The 18,104-nt window shown below is 58.6% G+C and carries 15 protein-coding genes; 5 read left to right on the forward strand and 10 right to left on the reverse strand.

From position 1 onward, the window contains the following. Nucleotides 1-288 precede the first annotated feature (288 nt). Nucleotides 289-429, forward strand: a complete 141-nt coding sequence (locus HV796_RS43440; protein WP_217477991.1) for a hypothetical protein — start codon at nt 289-291, stop codon at nt 427-429. 339 nt (nt 430-768) lie between these two features. After that, nucleotides 769-2,529 carry a diguanylate cyclase gene (locus HV796_RS23760; protein ID WP_175228952.1) on the forward strand — a complete coding sequence of 587 codons (1,761 nt, stop codon included), beginning with the start codon at nt 769-771 and terminating at the stop codon, nt 2,527-2,529. Nucleotides 2,530-2,648: 119 nt separating this feature from the next. On the opposite strand, the gene HV796_RS23765 is transcribed toward HV796_RS23760, so the two are convergent. The 7 genes from HV796_RS23765 to HV796_RS23795 form a co-directional block, all read right to left on the reverse strand. Then, nucleotides 2,649-5,210 carry a mechanosensitive ion channel family protein gene (locus HV796_RS23765; protein WP_175228953.1) on the reverse strand — a complete coding sequence of 854 codons (2,562 nt, stop codon included), beginning with the start codon at nt 5,208-5,210 and terminating at the stop codon, nt 2,649-2,651. Between the two features lie 565 nt (nt 5,211-5,775). Continuing rightward, nucleotides 5,776-6,180, reverse strand: coding sequence for a hypothetical protein (locus HV796_RS23770; RefSeq protein ID WP_175228954.1), 405 nt, complete (start codon nt 6,178-6,180; stop codon nt 5,776-5,778). 157 nt (nt 6,181-6,337) lie between these two features. Further along, the gene (locus tag HV796_RS23775; protein WP_175228955.1) at nt 6,338-6,706 is read right to left on the reverse strand and encodes a hypothetical protein; all 369 of its coding nucleotides are present in this window, start codon (nt 6,704-6,706) and stop codon (nt 6,338-6,340) included. Between the two features lie 154 nt (nt 6,707-6,860). Continuing rightward, nucleotides 6,861-7,541, reverse strand: a complete 681-nt coding sequence (locus tag HV796_RS23780) for a VIT1/CCC1 transporter family protein (RefSeq protein ID WP_175228956.1) — start codon at nt 7,539-7,541, stop codon at nt 6,861-6,863. A gap of 530 nt (nt 7,542-8,071) precedes the next feature. Then, nucleotides 8,072-8,911: a M91 family zinc metallopeptidase gene (locus HV796_RS23785; RefSeq protein WP_217477992.1), complete on the reverse strand. Its 840-nt coding sequence runs from the start codon at nt 8,909-8,911 to the stop codon at nt 8,072-8,074. A gap of 652 nt (nt 8,912-9,563) precedes the next feature. Then, nucleotides 9,564-9,998: a hypothetical protein gene (locus HV796_RS23790; protein ID WP_175228958.1), complete on the reverse strand. Its 435-nt coding sequence runs from the start codon at nt 9,996-9,998 to the stop codon at nt 9,564-9,566. Nucleotides 9,999-10,402: 404 nt separating this feature from the next. Next, entirely contained in the window at nt 10,403-10,942 is a 540-nt protein-coding gene (locus tag HV796_RS23795) for a lytic transglycosylase domain-containing protein (protein ID WP_175228959.1), read from the reverse strand. 286 nt (nt 10,943-11,228) lie between these two features. On the opposite strand from HV796_RS23795, the gene HV796_RS23800 reads away from it, so the two are divergent. The 3 genes from HV796_RS23800 (at nt 11,229) to HV796_RS23810 (ending at nt 13,904) form a co-directional block, all read left to right on the forward strand. Beyond that, a complete protein-coding gene (locus HV796_RS23800) occupies nt 11,229-11,951 on the forward strand; it encodes a hypothetical protein (protein ID WP_175228960.1) in 723 nt (240 codons plus the stop codon). 66 nt (nt 11,952-12,017) lie between these two features. Next, nucleotides 12,018-12,983: an alpha/beta hydrolase gene (locus HV796_RS23805; RefSeq protein ID WP_175228961.1), complete on the forward strand. Its 966-nt coding sequence runs from the start codon at nt 12,018-12,020 to the stop codon at nt 12,981-12,983. A 192-nt stretch (nt 12,984-13,175) separates the two neighbouring features. Further along, nucleotides 13,176-13,904 (forward strand): hypothetical protein, encoded by a 729-nt coding sequence (locus HV796_RS23810; protein ID WP_175228962.1) that lies wholly within the window; start codon nt 13,176-13,178, stop codon nt 13,902-13,904. A gap of 125 nt (nt 13,905-14,029) precedes the next feature. On the opposite strand, the gene HV796_RS44240 is transcribed toward HV796_RS23810, so the two are convergent. The 3 genes from HV796_RS44240 to HV796_RS23825 all read right to left on the reverse strand — a co-directional run bounded on the left by HV796_RS44240 (nt 14,030) and on the right by HV796_RS23825 (nt 18,101). Continuing rightward, the gene (locus HV796_RS44240; RefSeq protein WP_246356008.1) at nt 14,030-15,595 is read right to left on the reverse strand and encodes a phage tail tip lysozyme; all 1,566 of its coding nucleotides are present in this window, start codon (nt 15,593-15,595) and stop codon (nt 14,030-14,032) included. A 159-nt stretch (nt 15,596-15,754) separates the two neighbouring features. Continuing rightward, on the reverse strand, nt 15,755-16,702 hold the full coding sequence (locus tag HV796_RS23820; protein WP_175228963.1) for a polysaccharide lyase family 7 protein: 948 nt from the start codon (nt 16,700-16,702) through the stop codon (nt 15,755-15,757). A gap of 211 nt (nt 16,703-16,913) precedes the next feature. Further along, nucleotides 16,914-18,101 carry a cytochrome P450 gene (locus HV796_RS23825; protein WP_246356015.1) on the reverse strand — a complete coding sequence of 396 codons (1,188 nt, stop codon included), beginning with the start codon at nt 18,099-18,101 and terminating at the stop codon, nt 16,914-16,916. Nucleotides 18,102-18,104: the final 3 nt, after the last annotated feature.

Below are 18,104 nucleotides of genomic sequence, written 5' to 3' on the forward strand. Positions count from 1 at the left end.
GTTGCCGCGATAATCAAGAGGGCCTTTAGTTCCAGATCATTTGTCTGCGACAAGCAGCCACATCTGCCGCTCCGGCGCCATCCGTGAACGTTTGCCCATTCAGCGAACATTTACTCTGGTTCTACCCGGTTATATACGAGCTAAAGCAAACTACTATCGTCGTTGTCGGATTATGAAACGACACAACGTTCGTTGCAGACGACGCGGAGCCAAAACCGGTCAGACGCGAGATGCAGCGAGTACGTAATGCTGTTTATATCGGATGTGCGGGGCTAACGGAGAGATGAAATGAGCGCCACGGCGCTTAAGCTTAAATACCGGCTGGTAGCTCGCGAAATGGCCAGGGAAATGGGCCTGCCATGTACCTACTGGCAGGACACGCAGTTACTACTCTTCTATGCAGAGAAACTGATTTCTGGCAATTACTAGGCATGCTCACCTGATCACAACCGAATAGATGTTCAGGTATCGCGCAGGTTAGCTGGGGTCATGGCGCGATCCGAATGAATCCTGCAGCGCCCGAAGGATGGCAACGGCGCCTTAAGCCAATCGCATGGAGTTTCACTATCAGCGTTACCGATGTCGTCGTGCAAACCATCCCGGCATGCGACGCGTATGTTGACAATATCTACCGCGCCTCGCAATTAATATGCAATACGAACAATCATGAGTTCACCCGCCAGTCCTGCCGAACGGCAGGCCTCTACCCTGCTAACCCGTCCTGCCAGTACGTCACGGCTAAAATGGGCCTTGCCCGCGATCGCCCTCATGGTGATGCTGAATCTGGTCATGACCATCTGGCAGACGTGCCACGATTTCAGTGCCCTCAATGAACGAACCGGTCACCGGCTCGACGCGCTGGCCTCATCAATCGCTCTGCGCGTTCAGGACCGCGCCGAGATGGTTGACGAGACTTTGTCGCTGGTCGGCGATGCCATCGATAGAGGGACGCTCAGCGACAGGGAACTCCAGGGAATAGCGTTGCTGAGCAAGGAGACGCTGGGCGATGTGACTATCGCTGTATTTGATAAGGGCGGCCAGACGTTTGCGACCTCGACCTCGGTGACCAATCATCCCAGGGCGTGGTTCGGGGCGTTACCCGGCGACGTGACCGCCGAATCTTCCACCAACGTACGACCCATATACCATGACTCCCGTTGGGGCTTGCTCTTCCTGAGAGACCATCGCAGCGAAGCGGGTGCGGTCAACGCGCGCATCGCCATGATCGTGCCCGTCGACCAGAAGATGATGAGGGGCATCGCATTCGATCCGGGTAGCGCTGCCCTATTGCTCAATCACGATGACAGGGTCATTGCCCGCTACCCCTTAATTCCCGTCATCGAAACAGGATCGGTTTTCCACGGCCAGGAATTGAAGCGCAAGGGTCCCACGCCCTCGACGTATTACACGCTTTCTCCGCTGGATAAGCGCGAGCGTCTCGCGACTACCCGCATTATTCCCATCGGCACCGCCGGCGACAGCTGGACGCTTGATCTTGGCTTTGCGGTCGACGAGTACCGGCTTCCCTGGTTGCAAGGCGTGTATATCAACGTGGCAAGTATGGCGATCGAATTCGCGCTGCTGCTTGCGGGAATCGTTTTGGTGCGTCGCGAAAACCGGCTGCACAAACAGGTCGAAACATGGGCCGGGTTCGTGTCGACGATTATCAGCAACATCCCAACCCCGATTGCACTGGTGGACCTCGGGACCGGGAAGATCGCGCAGACCAACGAGGTGCTCGAAAGCATGTTTGGCGCGCGGGCCACCGTCGGCAAATCCTTTTCGGCCCTGTTCGCCGATCCGGAGAATCGGAACAACATGGGCGCGAAGGTCATCAACGAACCCGTTGTCATGTGCACGCGTGCGGGATCCGTCCACATGATCGTGCGGTGTACGCCTCTTCACGGTTACCCCAGCCGGTCCGAAGATAAAGGACTCGTCCTGGTCACCCTGGTCGATGTCAGCCATCAATGCGAACAGATCCGGCAACTGCGTACCGAAGCGGAAGTCGACGCGCTGACAAAACTCCCCAACCGGCGCCATTTCGACCGTGTATCCAGGCTCGCGGTGGCCCACGCGCAGCAAGGTCAGAGTCCGCTGACCGTCCTCGCAATGGACCTTGACCACTTCAAGCGGGTCAACGACACGTGGGGGCACGCAGCGGGCGACCGCGTGCTGGAGGTCGTGGCAGAGCGGTTCAACGCGGCGCTTCGTGGCCAGGACTTGCCGGCGCGAGTAGGTGGCGAGGAATTCGCGGCCATCCTGCAAGACGCTTCGCCCGAACAGGCGCGAGCGATTGCAGAGCGTATCCGCCTAGCCGTGGCTAGCACGCCAATCGTCACCCGCGACGGACAGATCATCGCCGTAACGGTGAGCATCGGGATGGCGACGTACCAGCATGGAGAGGCCGATCTCTCGGCGGCGTCAGCACGGGCCGATGCCGCGCTGTATCGTGCGAAGCACGGCGGGCGCAATCGCGTCGAGACGTGCGACGTCGGCCTTGCCGAATCGGCAGCTGAGGCTCCCTGAATACAGGAATGTCCTTGCCTTGCTTTCAGCCGTAGCCGCCAGGATGTTCCGTCACTGCGATGAGCGCTTTTTGAGTCACTACGGAAGGGCGGGCCTCCACCTGACGGCTTACGCGGGTCTCACTTACGAATGGTGCCGCCGCGATTTGAGTTGCCCGGGGACTGGGGTAATGTTTCGCCGGACTGCCGCTCCGCCGTCAGCGGCTCATTGAGCACGCGCGGGTCCGACGGTACAGCGAGACCCGATCTGCGTCGGGCCGTACCGCCTGCATCCATGTTTTGCGCGCTCCCGGTCTGGGCATAATCATCCGCCTTCGACCATAGGCTACGTTCCTCCGATGACGTGTGTAACTGCATTTGCGGAACGGGTATCTCGATTCCTGCCTCGTCCATCTTGTGCTTGAGTCGTGCATTAAAAGCACGCGATACGCTCCACTGCTGCAGCGGCTGTGTCTTGATCTGCCCTTTCACGACCATCCAGTTGGCATCGAACCGATCGAGTCCCCACACTTCGACGGGGCCCAGTATTTCAGCGCGGAAGTGAGGATCGTCCATCAGATCGGTGCCCACTTCTACAATCAGGCGGTTCACTTCGTCTATGTCAGCTGAGAACGGCACCCGCACTTCAAATACCGCGTTGGCGAAATCGCGCGACAGGTTCTTCACGATCTTGATCTGCGAGAAAGGAATCGTATGAACTGCGCCCTGACCGTCGCGTAACCGTACCGTGCGGATCGTGAGGTCCATGACGGTGCCCGCATGACCGCCGTCGACATCGATCCAGTCTCCCACTGAAATCGTTTCTTCAACAATGATGAAGAGCCCCGTGATCAGATCGGTGACAAGCGATTTCGCGCCAAACCCGACCGCAAGACCAATCACACCCGCACCCGCTAGCAGCGGTGTCAGATTGATGCCGAGACTCGCGGCAGCGATGACGGCCGCCAGGCTTGCAACCGTCACAAAGACTATGTTGCGCACGAGCGGCAACATGGTGCGCGCGCGTACGCCGGGATTGAGTGCCTTGCTACGCGAGCCGCTCGGACCCAGTGCTTCGACAATGGCCGTGTCAATGAGAATCCACACGAACCAGGCGCCGAAGACCGTCACGATGACAGCGACCATCGCATGCCTGAAACCTGGCGTCATCGAACTATTTTTGATCAGCCGTGCGACCGGGCCGCTCCACAATTCCAGTTCGAATCGCAGATATCCAAGCCACATCATGAAAATGAAGAGCGTACCGGCGAAGCGCAAAATGCGCATCAGATGCGGCGTGCGGCGCTGCGCGCGAGTATCCCTTCGCCGCGTCAGATTCAGCAGCAGCGCGGACACGAACAACGTGAGAACGAGTAATAGCGCACTGAGAACTGACGACTGCAATACGTCTCCCTGCGCGCCGCGCCCGTCGAGAATCGCGATGACCGATGCGATCGCGATCAGCAATATCGGAATGTGCCAGAGCGATGCGAGGATATCGAGCGCTTCCGTGGCGAACTTGTAGTCCCGCCTTTGGGCATAAGAGCGATTGCGGATCAGATGGGTGACCGGGCGCCGGAATGCGAGCGCGAAGTAGGCGCTTAGGACTGCTGCGGCCAAATTGGCGAAGGTGGACACGAACCCCGCCAGACTCACCCCCATCTGACGCGTGACCTCCGGATTGGCTGTCGCGTCGCCAAGCGCGCCACAGGCGCCGATCGCGAACAGCGGCCAGAGGCTGCGCGCGAGCAGTTGCCGTATGGCGACGCGCCGATGCGCTGTGCCGAACACCGAGAAAACGATCATGCAGATCGCCGAGAAGACCGCGCCCGTGACCGTCGCATAGGCGATCACCATCCCCAACGTGAGGCCAAGCGCCTCGGGCATCCGCTGAACGAGCATCAGCACGATAACGAATGCGACGATCCATGGCCCCGTCTGCTGCAACGCGAACGTTAACAGGTCGACCGATGTCGGATTCGGTCGCAGCACAACAGCCCAGCCATGGCGCACAAAGACGCGCCTCTGTAGATAGATCAGCAAGCTGGCGCACGCCCCCCATCCAGCAAGCGTCGCAATCATGCCAATCAGGATCCGGCCCAACGATTCAGCACGTCCTCCCGTGAGAATGGTTCGCAATTCGCGGGCTGCGTCGTTGGAGCGCGCCGTCCAGAATTGCAACAGGGTCTTGCCTTCATTCAGGTTGGTCTCGACAGACGCAATGCTGGACGCAATTGCTCCAAGCACGTCGCCATTGGCCTGTTTGGGTACAGGCGGCGACGCTTGCTGGACATTTTGCGCGGCGTCCCGTAGTTGTTTCAACTGGTTGACCAGCGCTCTGCGCTGCGCGTCGCTGTCGAGCGTGGTGATCAGATTGTTCAGCGAGCGCGCCAGTTCCGCCTGACTGGCGGGCGAAGGAGACGACGCTTCTTGTGCCGCGGAGGCTGGCACGCCCCCTCCCGTCGCGGTGTTGAGGAAGCTCTGCAGCCCGGCGGGCAAAGGGGTCGCGGCTGCCGCATGGATGCATGCCGTAGACGCAGAGAGTACGCACGCTTGGGTCAGCTTCGTACAGGAGCGCCGCACGGCGTACTTCACATGAACACGCGCTTGGCGCACCCGACCGCCAGCATGCAGTAGAGCGAGGATCCGCCGGCAGGCAAAGGCCCGAACACGACTGGCCTTGCGCCGCATGAACGCTTTCATTGACCCTCCCCATCGCAAAGGCAACGCCACTTCTGGATATATTCTTTACCCGATCGGCCTATCCCGGTAAGCGCTGAAGCGCAGTGTTCAGGAGAACAACATTGACTACATGATATTTAACATCCAATTCGATGATCAGAGTGGCCTCTATTTCACCTTTTCCGGCTCGTGCGTAATAGATGGCAAGCGGTTATTAAACCTTTCAGATAGGCCATTCCCGTCATAAAGTGGTATTGCCCGGTTTGAAGGTACGGCCAGTAAGTTGACCAGGAATCGCAAGAGTCTTAAACCCGTCTTCTGGCGGTGCTGCGACGGCCACCAGCATTGAACAAGGGGAGCTTCATGGCATTTGTGCTGCTGGCCGCGATTTTTCTCACGTCGTCGGGATTTCTTGTCAGCAGTTTGCCGTCGCCGGCTCCGGCGACCGCGATTGCACCTGCCCCGACAGAGGCGATAGCACCTGTCTCAGCCCCCAGCCTTGGCGAAGGCACAGATGCGTGGTCTCGCGACTAAGCCGCGAATCTCATGGACGCATTCCGCGCAAAACACAAACGAAGCTCGCGATTCATCGCTTTTGTAGCGTCCAGTCCGTCGGGTTCGTACCGCAAAACATTGGGTGAAGATTCATCGACTGCCCTTTCGCATTCAGCATGACGGAAACACGACGGCAGGTCTTTTCCCCTTCGTGACTTGTACTTTCCGGGATCATCGTCGCGTCGATCGATACGCTGTTACCGGTGCCTTCGTTTGTCCATCGAGTTGTCTCGCCATCCTTTTTGTTGTTGAGCACGTCGGTCAGCGCAAGTTTGATCGAATCCACGTCGGGCTTTTTTATGTATGACATGGGCGTGTCATTGAGGAAGTTAAGGTTACTGGCCTGTGCGGCCGCCGTGGCAGCCAGCAGCGACGCCAGCAACGTCACACGCACGCGACAATTCAAGCGCGGGAAGTTCAGTTCTGGAATTGACATATAACACCTCTCCTTTTGTCACCCGGCCGTTACCGTACCAAGGACTGAAGGCTGCCGGTCATAAGAAATTCGACACCGCCTGAAACGCATACGGACGAATACGACGCCGTTCGACTTTATCCGCGCGGAAGCCGGATGCTGCACCTGCGACAAGCGCTCAGCGTCCCATACGTCGATCGTAGCTGCGCGAGATGCGCGCGAGCAGGGTGGGATCGCGCGCGTCGCTTGAATTGAACTGCACGACCACACTGCCATCGGCTTGCTGGCTCACGCTCGCCGTCACGGTGCTGCCGTCGAGGCCGCCAACGACCGTGCCGCTGCCCGGGTCCTGCACGGTAATGGCCAGGCCCTCATCGCGCATTGCGCCCGACGCGGCCGCGAAGGACTGGTTGAAGCTGGCCGGCGTCATCACGACGGTGCCAGCAGGAGGTGCCGCATAGTATGGACATCCTGCCAGAGCCAGCAAAGACGCACAGATGGCCACGAGCAGAAGGCTGTTGCATTGCGGCTTATCCCACCGGTTCATCGTCGTTCCCCTCGTCTCTCCCGGCCCTGGAAATATGGCGTCGACCCAGCCGCTCGCGCCCCGGAACAGGCCCGCTCAAAAAACTGCTCGGTACACCGGAATATGTTTCAGCAGATGAGAGCGGCAGGATTTCCCATCGAATCGCCTGCGTCGATCACCCGCCCAGCGCAATGATTGCCATCGTCAGCAGAACGCCAAGTCCGGTCATCGCGATGCCCGCTTTCATTGCACCCGCGCCCGTGTAGCGTCCCAGCGCAAAGCCCGCGATGAAAAGAATCACGAGTGTCAGCACGCGCGAGGCGATCAGCGCCGCCTTGATATCCTCGATGACTAGAAACGGCAGCGCGACCGGGAAGGTTCCCAGCACAACCAGTAGAAAAATGCCCAGCGCGCCGACGAAGTCATCAAGCACGAGATTCGCTCGTGGAGGCAACGTAGGCACGGCCGCGACGCGCGCACGAATCCGTTCCAGGTCAGTGTCTTCGACGAGCTGTTCCAGCCTCTCAGGCAACGCGTCACGCAGCGCGCGCACGGCGACCGCCTGGTCCTGCTCCCGCTGCACGGTCAGCGCGAGTTTCAGGCGCTGTCCTCGATCTGCGAGCGTGCGGACGAGATACATCACGGCGTCGGCAAGGCCCCACGCGAGATTGCATCCGAGTGCGGTGAGGAACATCTTGTACCCGGCGTCTTCTCCGGCGGTGACGGCCTTGACGGCGCCGACGAACGTCAGGGCCATGAACAGACCAAAACACAGCTCGCAGACGCGGTCCACGGTGTTGAGAATCGGTACGCGCTGTTCAGGTCCGGTGTGTCCGGCCGGTGTGATGGTATTCATTTCGCCTCGACTCCAGAGAGACAACGCGACATTGCGCTAGATGCCCACGTGGACTGCTACGAGCAGTATATGAAAGCGACGCCAGATCGGCACCCTTATTTTGGTCCACTGAGGCAGGCGGGGGGAATTAGCGGACGGTGCCCGGCATCGACCAACGATAGCGTCGGTTCGATTTCCCGGAAGCCGGGCATTCAGAATTAGCCAAATACTGAAGGACGCGAACGACCGTAATGACCGACAAGCCACCGTTGACGGTCGCGTGGCCGAAAGGCGGCCTCGCGCCGCGCTGCGTTCCTGTGCCGATACCCGCTACTTTCTGAATCTGTAGCGCAGGCAAAATCGAAGTTCGGCTCATTCGCCTGCGATACTTGCCCCGCCACTTCGCCCCACCACGGCGTCCAGCCCGCGAAAGAAACCGTGCAGCGCTTGATGATAGACGCCGGGCTGTGAGTCCCGCGTCGGCAGCGCCAGTACGCAAGAGACTTCCGCGGTATCCGGTCAGGCCGCTGATCGCGTTCGCCCGACGGCGATCAACTATCGCCGTCTGACCGGTTCGCCTCGGAATCCTCTTCATCTATCCTTGCCGGCCTTGGAGCGGCAACAAAATCTTCGAGATCCGGAGTGACTGGACGTTCGGATCGCAATGACATGCGCCGGCCAACATCTGCAACGCTGAAGCGCCTTGGATGTTGCACAGACGCCCTGCGCGCTTCCGGTTCCACTGGTTTTTCCTTGATCACAACGGGTAGCTTTGCATGCATCTCTTTAGATATCTTACGTACTGTGACTTCATTCGGGTGCCTCAAATCGTACAGGGTACCGCCTTCAGCACGGTCGAACGCCTTGTCGCTAGACAACCCTTCGCCAGGAAACTCGCCCTTTACTAATTTTTCGGAAAGCAACATTCCCTTACTTAACACCAATGCTGCTTCACTATCGTTCCTGATCTTGCTGCGTTCCACGGACTCGTTACGTCCAGCGAAGGCACTGGTGTCCGGATTCCAGCCAAATCGGACAGGAACCCCCTTGTCGACTCCCTTTACGCGATCCTCACCCTTCTTGCCCAGCCGGAAAGCAGTTTGAAGATACGCGGGATCGCTCACGTCATGATCGGAGAGACCACTGTCTTTCAGCTGCTCGTCGGTTAGTACCGGCATGAGTTGAGACTCACTCGTTCCATGTGCAATGGTTACCGTTTTTCCCTTTTCAGCATGGGATTTCAAACCCTCTAGCATTTTGTTTCCGGAATGTGTTTGACCTATTTTGGTCAAGGCGCTTTCAGTCTTTATGAGAAACTCACTGTTGCCTCTGTCGCGTTCGATCTTGATGTGAGGATAGCTAGTGCTATTTGTATCCATGGATGTCTTCAATTTTATCTCCAGAGTAAGACAACGTGATGCTCACCTTCGAACGATTCAGGAGCGCGACGACCGCGAGTTCTGGCATCGAGTTGACGCATCGCATTCACAAGCTCAGCTCGATTTCGCGAAGCGTGCCTCAAGAGCATCGTTGCACCCGAAAACCCTCAATCGGCTTACCTATATGCACCCGAGCCGGAGACCACCGGGCGTGTCAGGTCGTTCATTCCGTTGGCTCGTTGCTTCGTCGGTCATTTGATGGACCGCCTGGTTCCGTCGCGCGTTCATCTTCCGAACTGATACCAATCTCGCTCGCACCATACCAGTCGGAGTACTCGCCATAGTTACGGAGGTATTTTTTGCTACGTTCTCCTGACCCGTCAGGATGTCCTGGAATTCAGTTTCCGGTAGATGGTGCGGTTCGTTCCGCACATATTTGACGCTCGCCACGAAACCTGGCATTTCCTGGGTCTTCAAACACGCGATCTGCGCTCTTCGTTTTTCAACGTCGTTGCTTCGCCAGTAATGCACGCCTCGCAAAGCAGTGGCAAATTCACCTCCTCAGCGCCTCAACATGCAACAGCAATCAGCGCGCCCTAAACCGAAACGGTCGAGCGCGCACGATTTCAGCACGGCCACGTTACGCGAGACAGTATTACACTGCCTACATGACCACACTTCCGTCAGCCGTAACAGTTAATGAATGATGGGGAGGTTGAAGTTGCATGTTGTTGCTGCCAAGGTTGAACCTACACTCATCCATGCACTCAGAAAGCTGATCTCTGAACATTTGCTGAGAGAATGGCGAGTCATTGGCCAGTCCGAATCCGACTACGAGGCGATGATCGCTTCCCTTGCGACGATTTACCGCGTCCATAAACGCGACCCTGGCGGTTGAGGGGCTGCCGCTGCGGGCGTCGGCACTGCTGCTGCCCATATCACTGCCATTGACGTGAAGCATCGTGCGATCGCGGTAAATGTGTGATAACGGGTCGCGGTTCGTCATAAAGACAACGGCCGAACAGTCGTTAATCCCGGAAGTATGCAGAGTCTCGTCGCCCGTCGCGATACTGTGCTGAGAAACGCCGACGGTCAGCACCTCGGCCCTGGCTGCATTCGCGCTGCCGAACGTCGTTGCCGCCCTTTGACTGGACGCGGATGCGTTTCTCGCGCCCGGCAGTCGAGGATTTGTAGTCTGTGTCCGTGCGTGCTGCTGGTTCCCTTCAGTTTGTGTCCTTGGGATAGCGGGCATCGGATATAGGTCCTCCTGAACGACGGCGGCGTTGGATCTTCTTGAGCAACTGGAACCCATTTTCACCTCAAAAAATTGATAAGGAATAGAAACCGTACCGCGTTCCGCGGCGCCAAAAAAAGAACGAAACGATTGTGTGAGTCGCGAAGCTCATGCGAGCTAGCTGCGCCAGCCTACTCAACCGCATCGATGCACAGCAGCACGACCACGATCTAACAACCGAACAGGTGACGACTCAACAATCCCCCACCCTAGCGAACGTTGGACGCATCCTTGATCGCAACCTCCGATCGTTGCCCCCCAGTCGTCTTATCCCCTTCCGGTCTCAAGACATGCCAACGCCGTAAAATTCCCTCGATCTGATGCGCGTACTGGTCACGCAAGGCCGGCGTAGCGGAATGATACGAACCCACCGCCGTCCAGGTATTCCCATAAGTGTTGATCTGCTGACGCAACAGCCAGGCCGCGATATACACATTCTTGCAAGGCGACATCAGCGCATCCTTGCCGATCCCGTAGCGGGAAAGCGCCGGCAAATGCACCGTGTTGATCTGCATCAGCCCGTAATCAACCGATCCGTTCGTATTCAGGTTTCTCGCATCACCGTGATAATGCGACTCCTGCCAGGCAATGGCGCGAAGCACAAACGGGTTGACATGCTGCCATGCGGCAGCCTTATCGAAGCAATCGGCGTTAGCCGAAGTCCACGCAACGCAACCGAGGACCAGTGCGCACAGTCGCCATCTGGCGGAAACTGCTCCGCTGCGCGAGAAATCTCGATGGGTGTTCATCTCGAATAGGCCCTAGCTTGAGCGTACCGTGTTCAAACATCGTTGAACTCTGCCATGGTGAAACGTAGGCTACTCTGCTTCACGCGAAGCATTACCTACTTCTGCCGAAAGCGGCAAACCATCGAATCCAGTGAAGTGGTGCTAAGCACGTTCGTCACAAGCAACTCGCTCAGCCCCTGAATCAAATTCGTGACACGTCACAGTATTGCGTGTCAAGACGGGACGATGTAGCGAGCCCACGTTAAGGTCATGAACCGACGTCAAAGAAATTCAGAGGCTCCAGGCGATGACAATCAAAACTTCTGAGCTCAATTCAAGCTCATATCACTCGACCATCGAGGCCACATCCACCGAAACAGCGAAAAAAGCGACACAGCCTCTCAGTCAAGCACGGGCGAGTTCTGCTCTGAACGGCCTGAAGCCCAGAAAGGCAGATAGCGAGTCAGGCACCGACCGGGGTTATCTCTCCCCGAAGCAGGCCGCTCTCGTTAACAGCGCTGGCAATCGAGCCTCATTTTCAACGAAAGAAATCGATCGTGCAGACGATGAAGCGCTAGCCATGGCGATCGAGGAAAGCAAGAAGACCGCCATGGCTGGCCCGATGACCGACTTCCAGGCCAGGATCGCCGCCGCAAAGGAGCACAGGTTTAATGTCAAATCAACCGCGATCGGAGAGGCCAACGACGAGGCAATGGCTGCGGCAATAAAACTGAGCGAGGCGTCTTCAACGCCGATATCGCCTTCGACGCAGCGCGCGAATCATGTCAAACATCCGACCGTCCAATCCACGCCGCGGCCAACTGTAGCGGATCTGTTCAAGGCGTCGAACGCACCGATGCAAACGATCAGGAATCGTCTTTTCTCCATGTTCCGCAATGCTTCTCTTTTCAAAGCGTTCAACGAAAGGCCACAAGCGATGAGCAAGCCGACAACACCTGGCGAAAAGACTCGCACGGATATCGTCGGCCAGCGCGAGCGAACGACCAACGTACCCGGACAGAAGGCGTGAGGTCGCCGGCACGCAACACTCGTTCGACTCCCACGATGGACCACGCATTCCGTTTATCCACACCCCATGTCGCTACATCCGAACTTCCGCGAGCTGCTGGACCGCCTGAAGCATAAAAAATCACCGATAGGCACGCTGCCAGTCGCGCTCGCCCGGCAGTATTTCGACTTCTACACACCGCTGTGCGACATCGACCCTCCGCCGCTACCGCATGTGGAAGACATTGAAGTGCCTGCCCGCGATGGCACCAGCCTGAAGGCCCGCCTTTACTGTTACGAGCAGCCCAACTGGTGGTCTCCCCTGCCCGTTTTGCTGTATTTCCATTCGGGCGGGTTCGTGTTCGGCCGCATCGAAACAGCCGAAGCACAATGCCGTTCGCTAGCCCTTGAAGCGCGCTGCGCCGTGCTTTCCATCGATTATCGACTGGCTCCCGAATTCCGGTTTCCCACCGCGATCGATGATGCGCTCGATTCGCTGATCTGGGTGCAGCGCAACGCGCACGCGCTGGGTCTCGATCCGCATCGCATCGCCGTCGGAGGCGAAAGCGCGGGCGCAAACCTCGCGGCTGTGACGGCCGTCAATGCACGCGACCTGCACATCCGGCTCGCGATGCAATTGCTCGTGTACCCAGGGCTTTCTCGCCGACACGACCTCGACTCCCATCTCTCGTACGGCGAAGGATACTCTTTGACCATCGGCCTCATTCGACGGCTGCAGAAGCTCTATCTGCGCAACGCACAGGACACCGACGACTGGCGCTTTGCACCGCTCGATGCCGCGTTGCAGCCTGCGAACGGTTACGGGAATCTCGCGCCGGCGTTGTTTCTGTCCGCACAGTACGATCCGCTGATCGACGAGCAGTTTCTATACGCGAACAAACTTCTGGATGCGGGAAACTCGGTCCATATGTGCTGCTATCCGGGCATGATTCATGGCTTCTTTTCGATGAGCCGGTTCGTGGAAGCCGCGGCGCAAGCACGCGCCGAGGCCGGCCAGTCATTGCGCCGAGCATTCCGCGCGATCGACGGTTAGCCAGCAAGCGTCGCTTCGCTATACCGGGCATGCGTTCTCGCATCACGCGTCAAGCGTAGCCGTGAAAGTATTTAATCGAATGACATTTAGACTTTGCTGACAGGGCGGCAACATCGGGCTACATCGCCTGCTGCCGTAACCGACCGGCAAGCGTTTTTCTATTGGACATCCGCTTCAAAGGAGATCGACACCATGAGCAGCATCGATGCAGCAGGCAACTACGGCATGAGCGTTCCACCCGACATGGGTTCGTGGTCGGATTCAACGCAGACCCTGATCAACGATCCGGTCACAGCCTTCGGGTCGACATCTGGCATGGGCGGCACATTCGGCGCCGGCATGACAGGCGATATGAAATCGGCTAGCGGTAACAATGGCACCCCTCCGGACACCAACGACCTCGGGATGTCGATGTACGAAATCCAACAGAAGGATCCCACGCTTTTCAACCAGATTGACCAGGACGACCAGAATGGCGACAGTGACGCGCTGACCGCGGACTTTCAGAAGGCGGCTCAGGAAGGCGATATTTCCCAGGGCGACGAACAAAAAATCCTCGCAGGTCTGCAGCAGGACCCCAACTTGAGCAGCGATGCAAAACTGCAGAACGATCCCGACATGCTCAACAAGATGCAATCGGACGCCAGCAATGGTGACGGCAACGCGCTAGTCGAAGACATCCTGAACGCTTACCAGAAAGGCGATATTTCCAAGAGCGACGCGGAATCCATGCTGGGCGACGCGCAGGAGACGGCGAACCAGAACGGTGGCGGCAGAATCAACCAGCAGGAACGCGATAAAGCCGAATCGGTGTTGGGAGAAAGTAGCGATCTCATTTCGAGGGGCGAGACGCGCGGCGAACTCGTGCTCGATGATCTGGGCGGAGGCATTCTCGGCAAAGCGCTCAGCGGTATTTTCTGATTCGGGTAGCACTAGCAGGGCAACGTTCGTGGTCCTGCTAGTGCATCGTTTGACCGACCGTCCCGCGGCCGGACATACAGACTCTCCTGGTTTTCCTGACCGTCTCCCCGACCGTCTCTAATCGGTCACAGCCCTTCATCCAGGAAGTTCTGCGCATACTGTACGCGATTGCCCATTTGCGGATCGGTCGCCTCTTCGTAGTCCTCATCCCAAACCTTGGCTGCGTCGGACACATTGTTCGTCTTCTTGATGTCGGTGATCGTCTTGCTATAGGCGCCGTCCAGTTCCTGATTCATGAAGCCGATGTTCGCCTGCAGGCTGCCCGGATCGAGACCATGCTCATTCGCATAGTCGATCTCACCCTGCTTACGCGTACCGCCCCATTGTGCGAGACCCCATCCGTGGCCGTTGTCGTCCGCATCGTTGCTGGAAGGTGCGCCGGTTGCACCGCCCTGATTCACGTCGCCCTGCAGGCCGCTTTCCTGCTGCAGATTGCCGAGCACGCCCGCCGCCTGGGTCGCCGTCAAGCCGTAGCGCTGCTCGAGATCCTCGGCGATCGCCTTGGCCGGGTCGCTCGTTGAAATATTCGGTACCGTGCTATCCGAACCTTTGCTGCCGCTCGTACTGCCACCGGTACTGCTGCTTGTGCCGCCACCCGAGCTGCCGCTTGTGCTGCCCGACGATGAAGAGGGGTTGGCCGGCGGAGCGTTTTCGGCAGGATCATCGGTTCCCGATCCACCATCGGCGGGCAAGCCACCCGAGCCGGACACTGCAGGGCCGGCCATCAATCCGCCTTCGGCTGCCCACTGGAAGTTGCCGATACCTGAAATGCCATCCGCCCCGGCGACGTCATGAGTCTCGATCTGCTCGTAGATGTCCGGGTTCTCGAGCATATAGTTCGCCGCCTCCGATACGCCCGGTGGCATATTGGGTGGGGGATTGTTCGCGAGTTGATAGAGCGCGTTCGGGTCGAGCGCGCCGATATTGTTTTGCGACATGTAACTGGCAAGCGCGCCCGCCGCCGCCTGCGCTTCCAGAGGATCACTGCCGAACAGGGAGGACATATCACCAAATGACGACATGTCACCCAACGACGACATTCCGCCCATGCTGGACATCCCGCCAAACGACGTCATACCGCCCATCGAAGGCATCCCGCCAAACGACGTCATACCGCCCATCGAAGGCATCCCGCCAAACGCAGTGATCCCGCCCATCGAAGGCATTCCGCCAAACGGCGACATTCCGCCGAAACCCGAACCCGAGCCCATCTGAAACGGGGATGCCGACGACAGACCGCCTTCCGACGCCCACTGGAAGTTGCCCACACCAGACAGACCATCCGCGCCGGACGAATCGTGCGTCTCGATCTGCTCGTACGCACTCGAGTTCTTCAACATGTACGCGGCCGCCGCGGAAACACCAGGTGGCGTGCCCGACGGAGGATTGTTCGCGAGCGCATATAGCTGGTTCGGATCCAGCGTGCCGATATTGTCCTGCGTCATGTAGCTCGCCAGATCCCCCGCCGCGGCCTGCGTTTTAAGCGTGCCCGCACCTTGCTGGATAAACTGCTGGGCCAACTGCATGTACTGCTGTTCCAGCTGCTGAAGATTCGGCGAATCCGAACCGCTATCGACAGGCGTGGACAGCATGTCTGTGTTGAACGACGGAAAGACGTCGACCGTGCTCATGGCTTAACCCGTGTGAAGAGTGACACGTAAGCGTCGTAGGAACGCACCCGATGAATTGTCCGATCTTTGTCGGACGGCGCGCTGCCCATCCGCGAAGCGCGCCACACCGACGCGAACCGTGCACAACGCAACGCATCTTCGTAGCATCGCGCGTGACCACTAGCTCTTCTGATGCGTGATATTCAATCCCGTAAACGTCACTGAGCTTCCTCCAGCGGGATCCTGACAGTAGTTGCCGGCCTTGCAATACATATCGCTTTTCTGGAACGACGGATCGAGCGAAACGGTCTTGCTTTGTCCCGCGGCTGAAATATCAAGTTGGCCATTGGGCTGCAACTTCATGCTGTATGAAAACGATTGCCCCGGCTTGACGCCGGTCGCAATCGTCACGTCGTGCCGGCCCGCGTTCGGCGAATTCGAATCCATGATGCTCGCCACGATGTTCCCGTTGTCGTAGTGCAGTTCAACTGGCGGACGCGGCTTTGCGCCATCAACGGACTTCTGGTGAATCTGTCCGATCACGATGTCGCCGTTCGGCGGTAGCTTGTCGACCGAAAGCGTCGCGCTTAACGTCGTGGTGCCATCGGACATATGCCACGAACCGTTTTCCTCCAGTTCGCTGCGCGGAAAACTGGAGTTCGCGGTATGCGCGCCACCGCCCGACGGCACGTTGAAGGTAATCGAACCGTTGCTGTTCTGCTGAAAATACTGACTCGAATAGCTCGACAGCTTATTGCCGCTGATCGTATCGACATTGCCATTGCTGCCGCTTGGCAATTGAAGTTGTCCGAATTCAGACAGATTCACCTTCGTCGGACCGGCACCGCTAGTCGACCCGCTGGCCGGCGGGCTGGCTGGAGACGGCGTAATGTCAGGTGACCCTGTCGCCGTCGTCAGCACACCTGGCGACCCTTGCATGCCCGGCGACGACCCGCCGGCGTCAGCGCCCGCACCCGCGCCGCGCAGAAACATCGACAGCTCGCTGATAAGCTGCTTCAGCAACTGCTCGAATCCCGCGATACAGGATGAACCTGTCGCGCCAGTCGAACTCATCGACAACGCGTCGAGGGGCATGCTCGAAAATGGCGAGTCCATGTTGATGGGCATATTCAGGCTCCGTCTAAGTGGCGCAAGATGGCAAGCGCCCAATCGCCCGAATACACGGATTCCCGTGCATCGCGCTAGCGCCCTACTACTCTATAAAAGGCATTGCATGTTCTGAATCGAACACAGCACCCAGGTCGCCAAATCCGAAGCTTGCTTCCCGACAACACGTCAGCGATTGCGATGCATGCGACCTCGCGATCGCATGTTGCGCTCAACTGCTACGCAACCATACGTCCGCGTAGCCATGAACCACCCCGCCCTGATACCGTCTCAATCGTTCGAAATCCAGCACGGCTGCCGGCATCGTGTCGAGCAGCGCATGCCATACCGCCTCCACGCCTATCATGCCCAGCGCACGTCCAATGCAGGCGTGTGCGCCTGCGCCGAACGACAGATTGTCCGCGGCCGACCGAGTCAGATCGATCGTCTCCGGATGCACAAATGCGTGAGGGTCACGATTCGCGGAGGCTAGCAGCAAAAGCATTGGATCACCGCGCCCAATTCGCTGGCCACCCAATTCGATATCGCGCGACGGGTAACGAAGCACGCCATGCGCGACCCCATCGAGCCGCATCAACTCTCTCACCACTTTCGATACCGCGCCGCGATCCTTGACGCACGCTTCCCATATGCAGCGCTGCTGCAGCGCCAGCACGACGGTGCCGCACATTGCTCGCGCCGTCGTGCCAAAGCCCGCCACGAACAGAACGACGAGATTGTCCAGCAGTTCGTCGCGGCTCAGCACGCCTTGCGCCTCGAACTCCAGCAATGGACGGATCGGATGATCAGGCGCGCCATGCCGCTCGACGTCGTCGACGAAATTTCGCACGAGCGCCATAAAGCGATCGAGGCCTGGCATCAGCTCCGCACACATCGCGTCGGTCACCACCGGTTCGACAAGGAAGCTCGACGCCGATACGCATGCGCCAAGCCATGTCGCCGCATCCCGTCGCGCGATGCCGAGCAGACCGCACACGGTCTGCACAGCCAGCACCAGTGCAATAGCCGACAGTTCGAATTCGCCCGCCGCGGCGGACATGCGAATCAGGCTCGATGCCTCGCGGTTGATCGATGAACGCAGCGACTCGATCGGAGCGCGCCTGAATAGCGGTGCCATCGCATCGCGCAGGCGCGCATGCTCGCCACCGCTATGGCGCTGGAACGATCCACGCGCGCAGACGAATTCATCGCCCAGCGGCTGAGTCAGGAAAATGCCGTCGCGATCGCGCAGCACCTGCATCACAAGCGCGTGCCCCGCCACCAGCCAGGTCCCTTGCGGGTCCCGATAGACGCCACCCGATTCCCGCAACGCGTCGTATAGCGGGTAAGGATCCCCCTCCCCGCTCCCGAGAATCGATGGAATCATGCTGCCGTTTGCCAGTTTCGCGTCATCCATCATGGT

It is taken from the genome of Paraburkholderia humisilvae, assembly GCF_902859855.1.
Taxonomy (GTDB): domain Bacteria; phylum Pseudomonadota; class Gammaproteobacteria; order Burkholderiales; family Burkholderiaceae; genus Paraburkholderia; species Paraburkholderia humisilvae.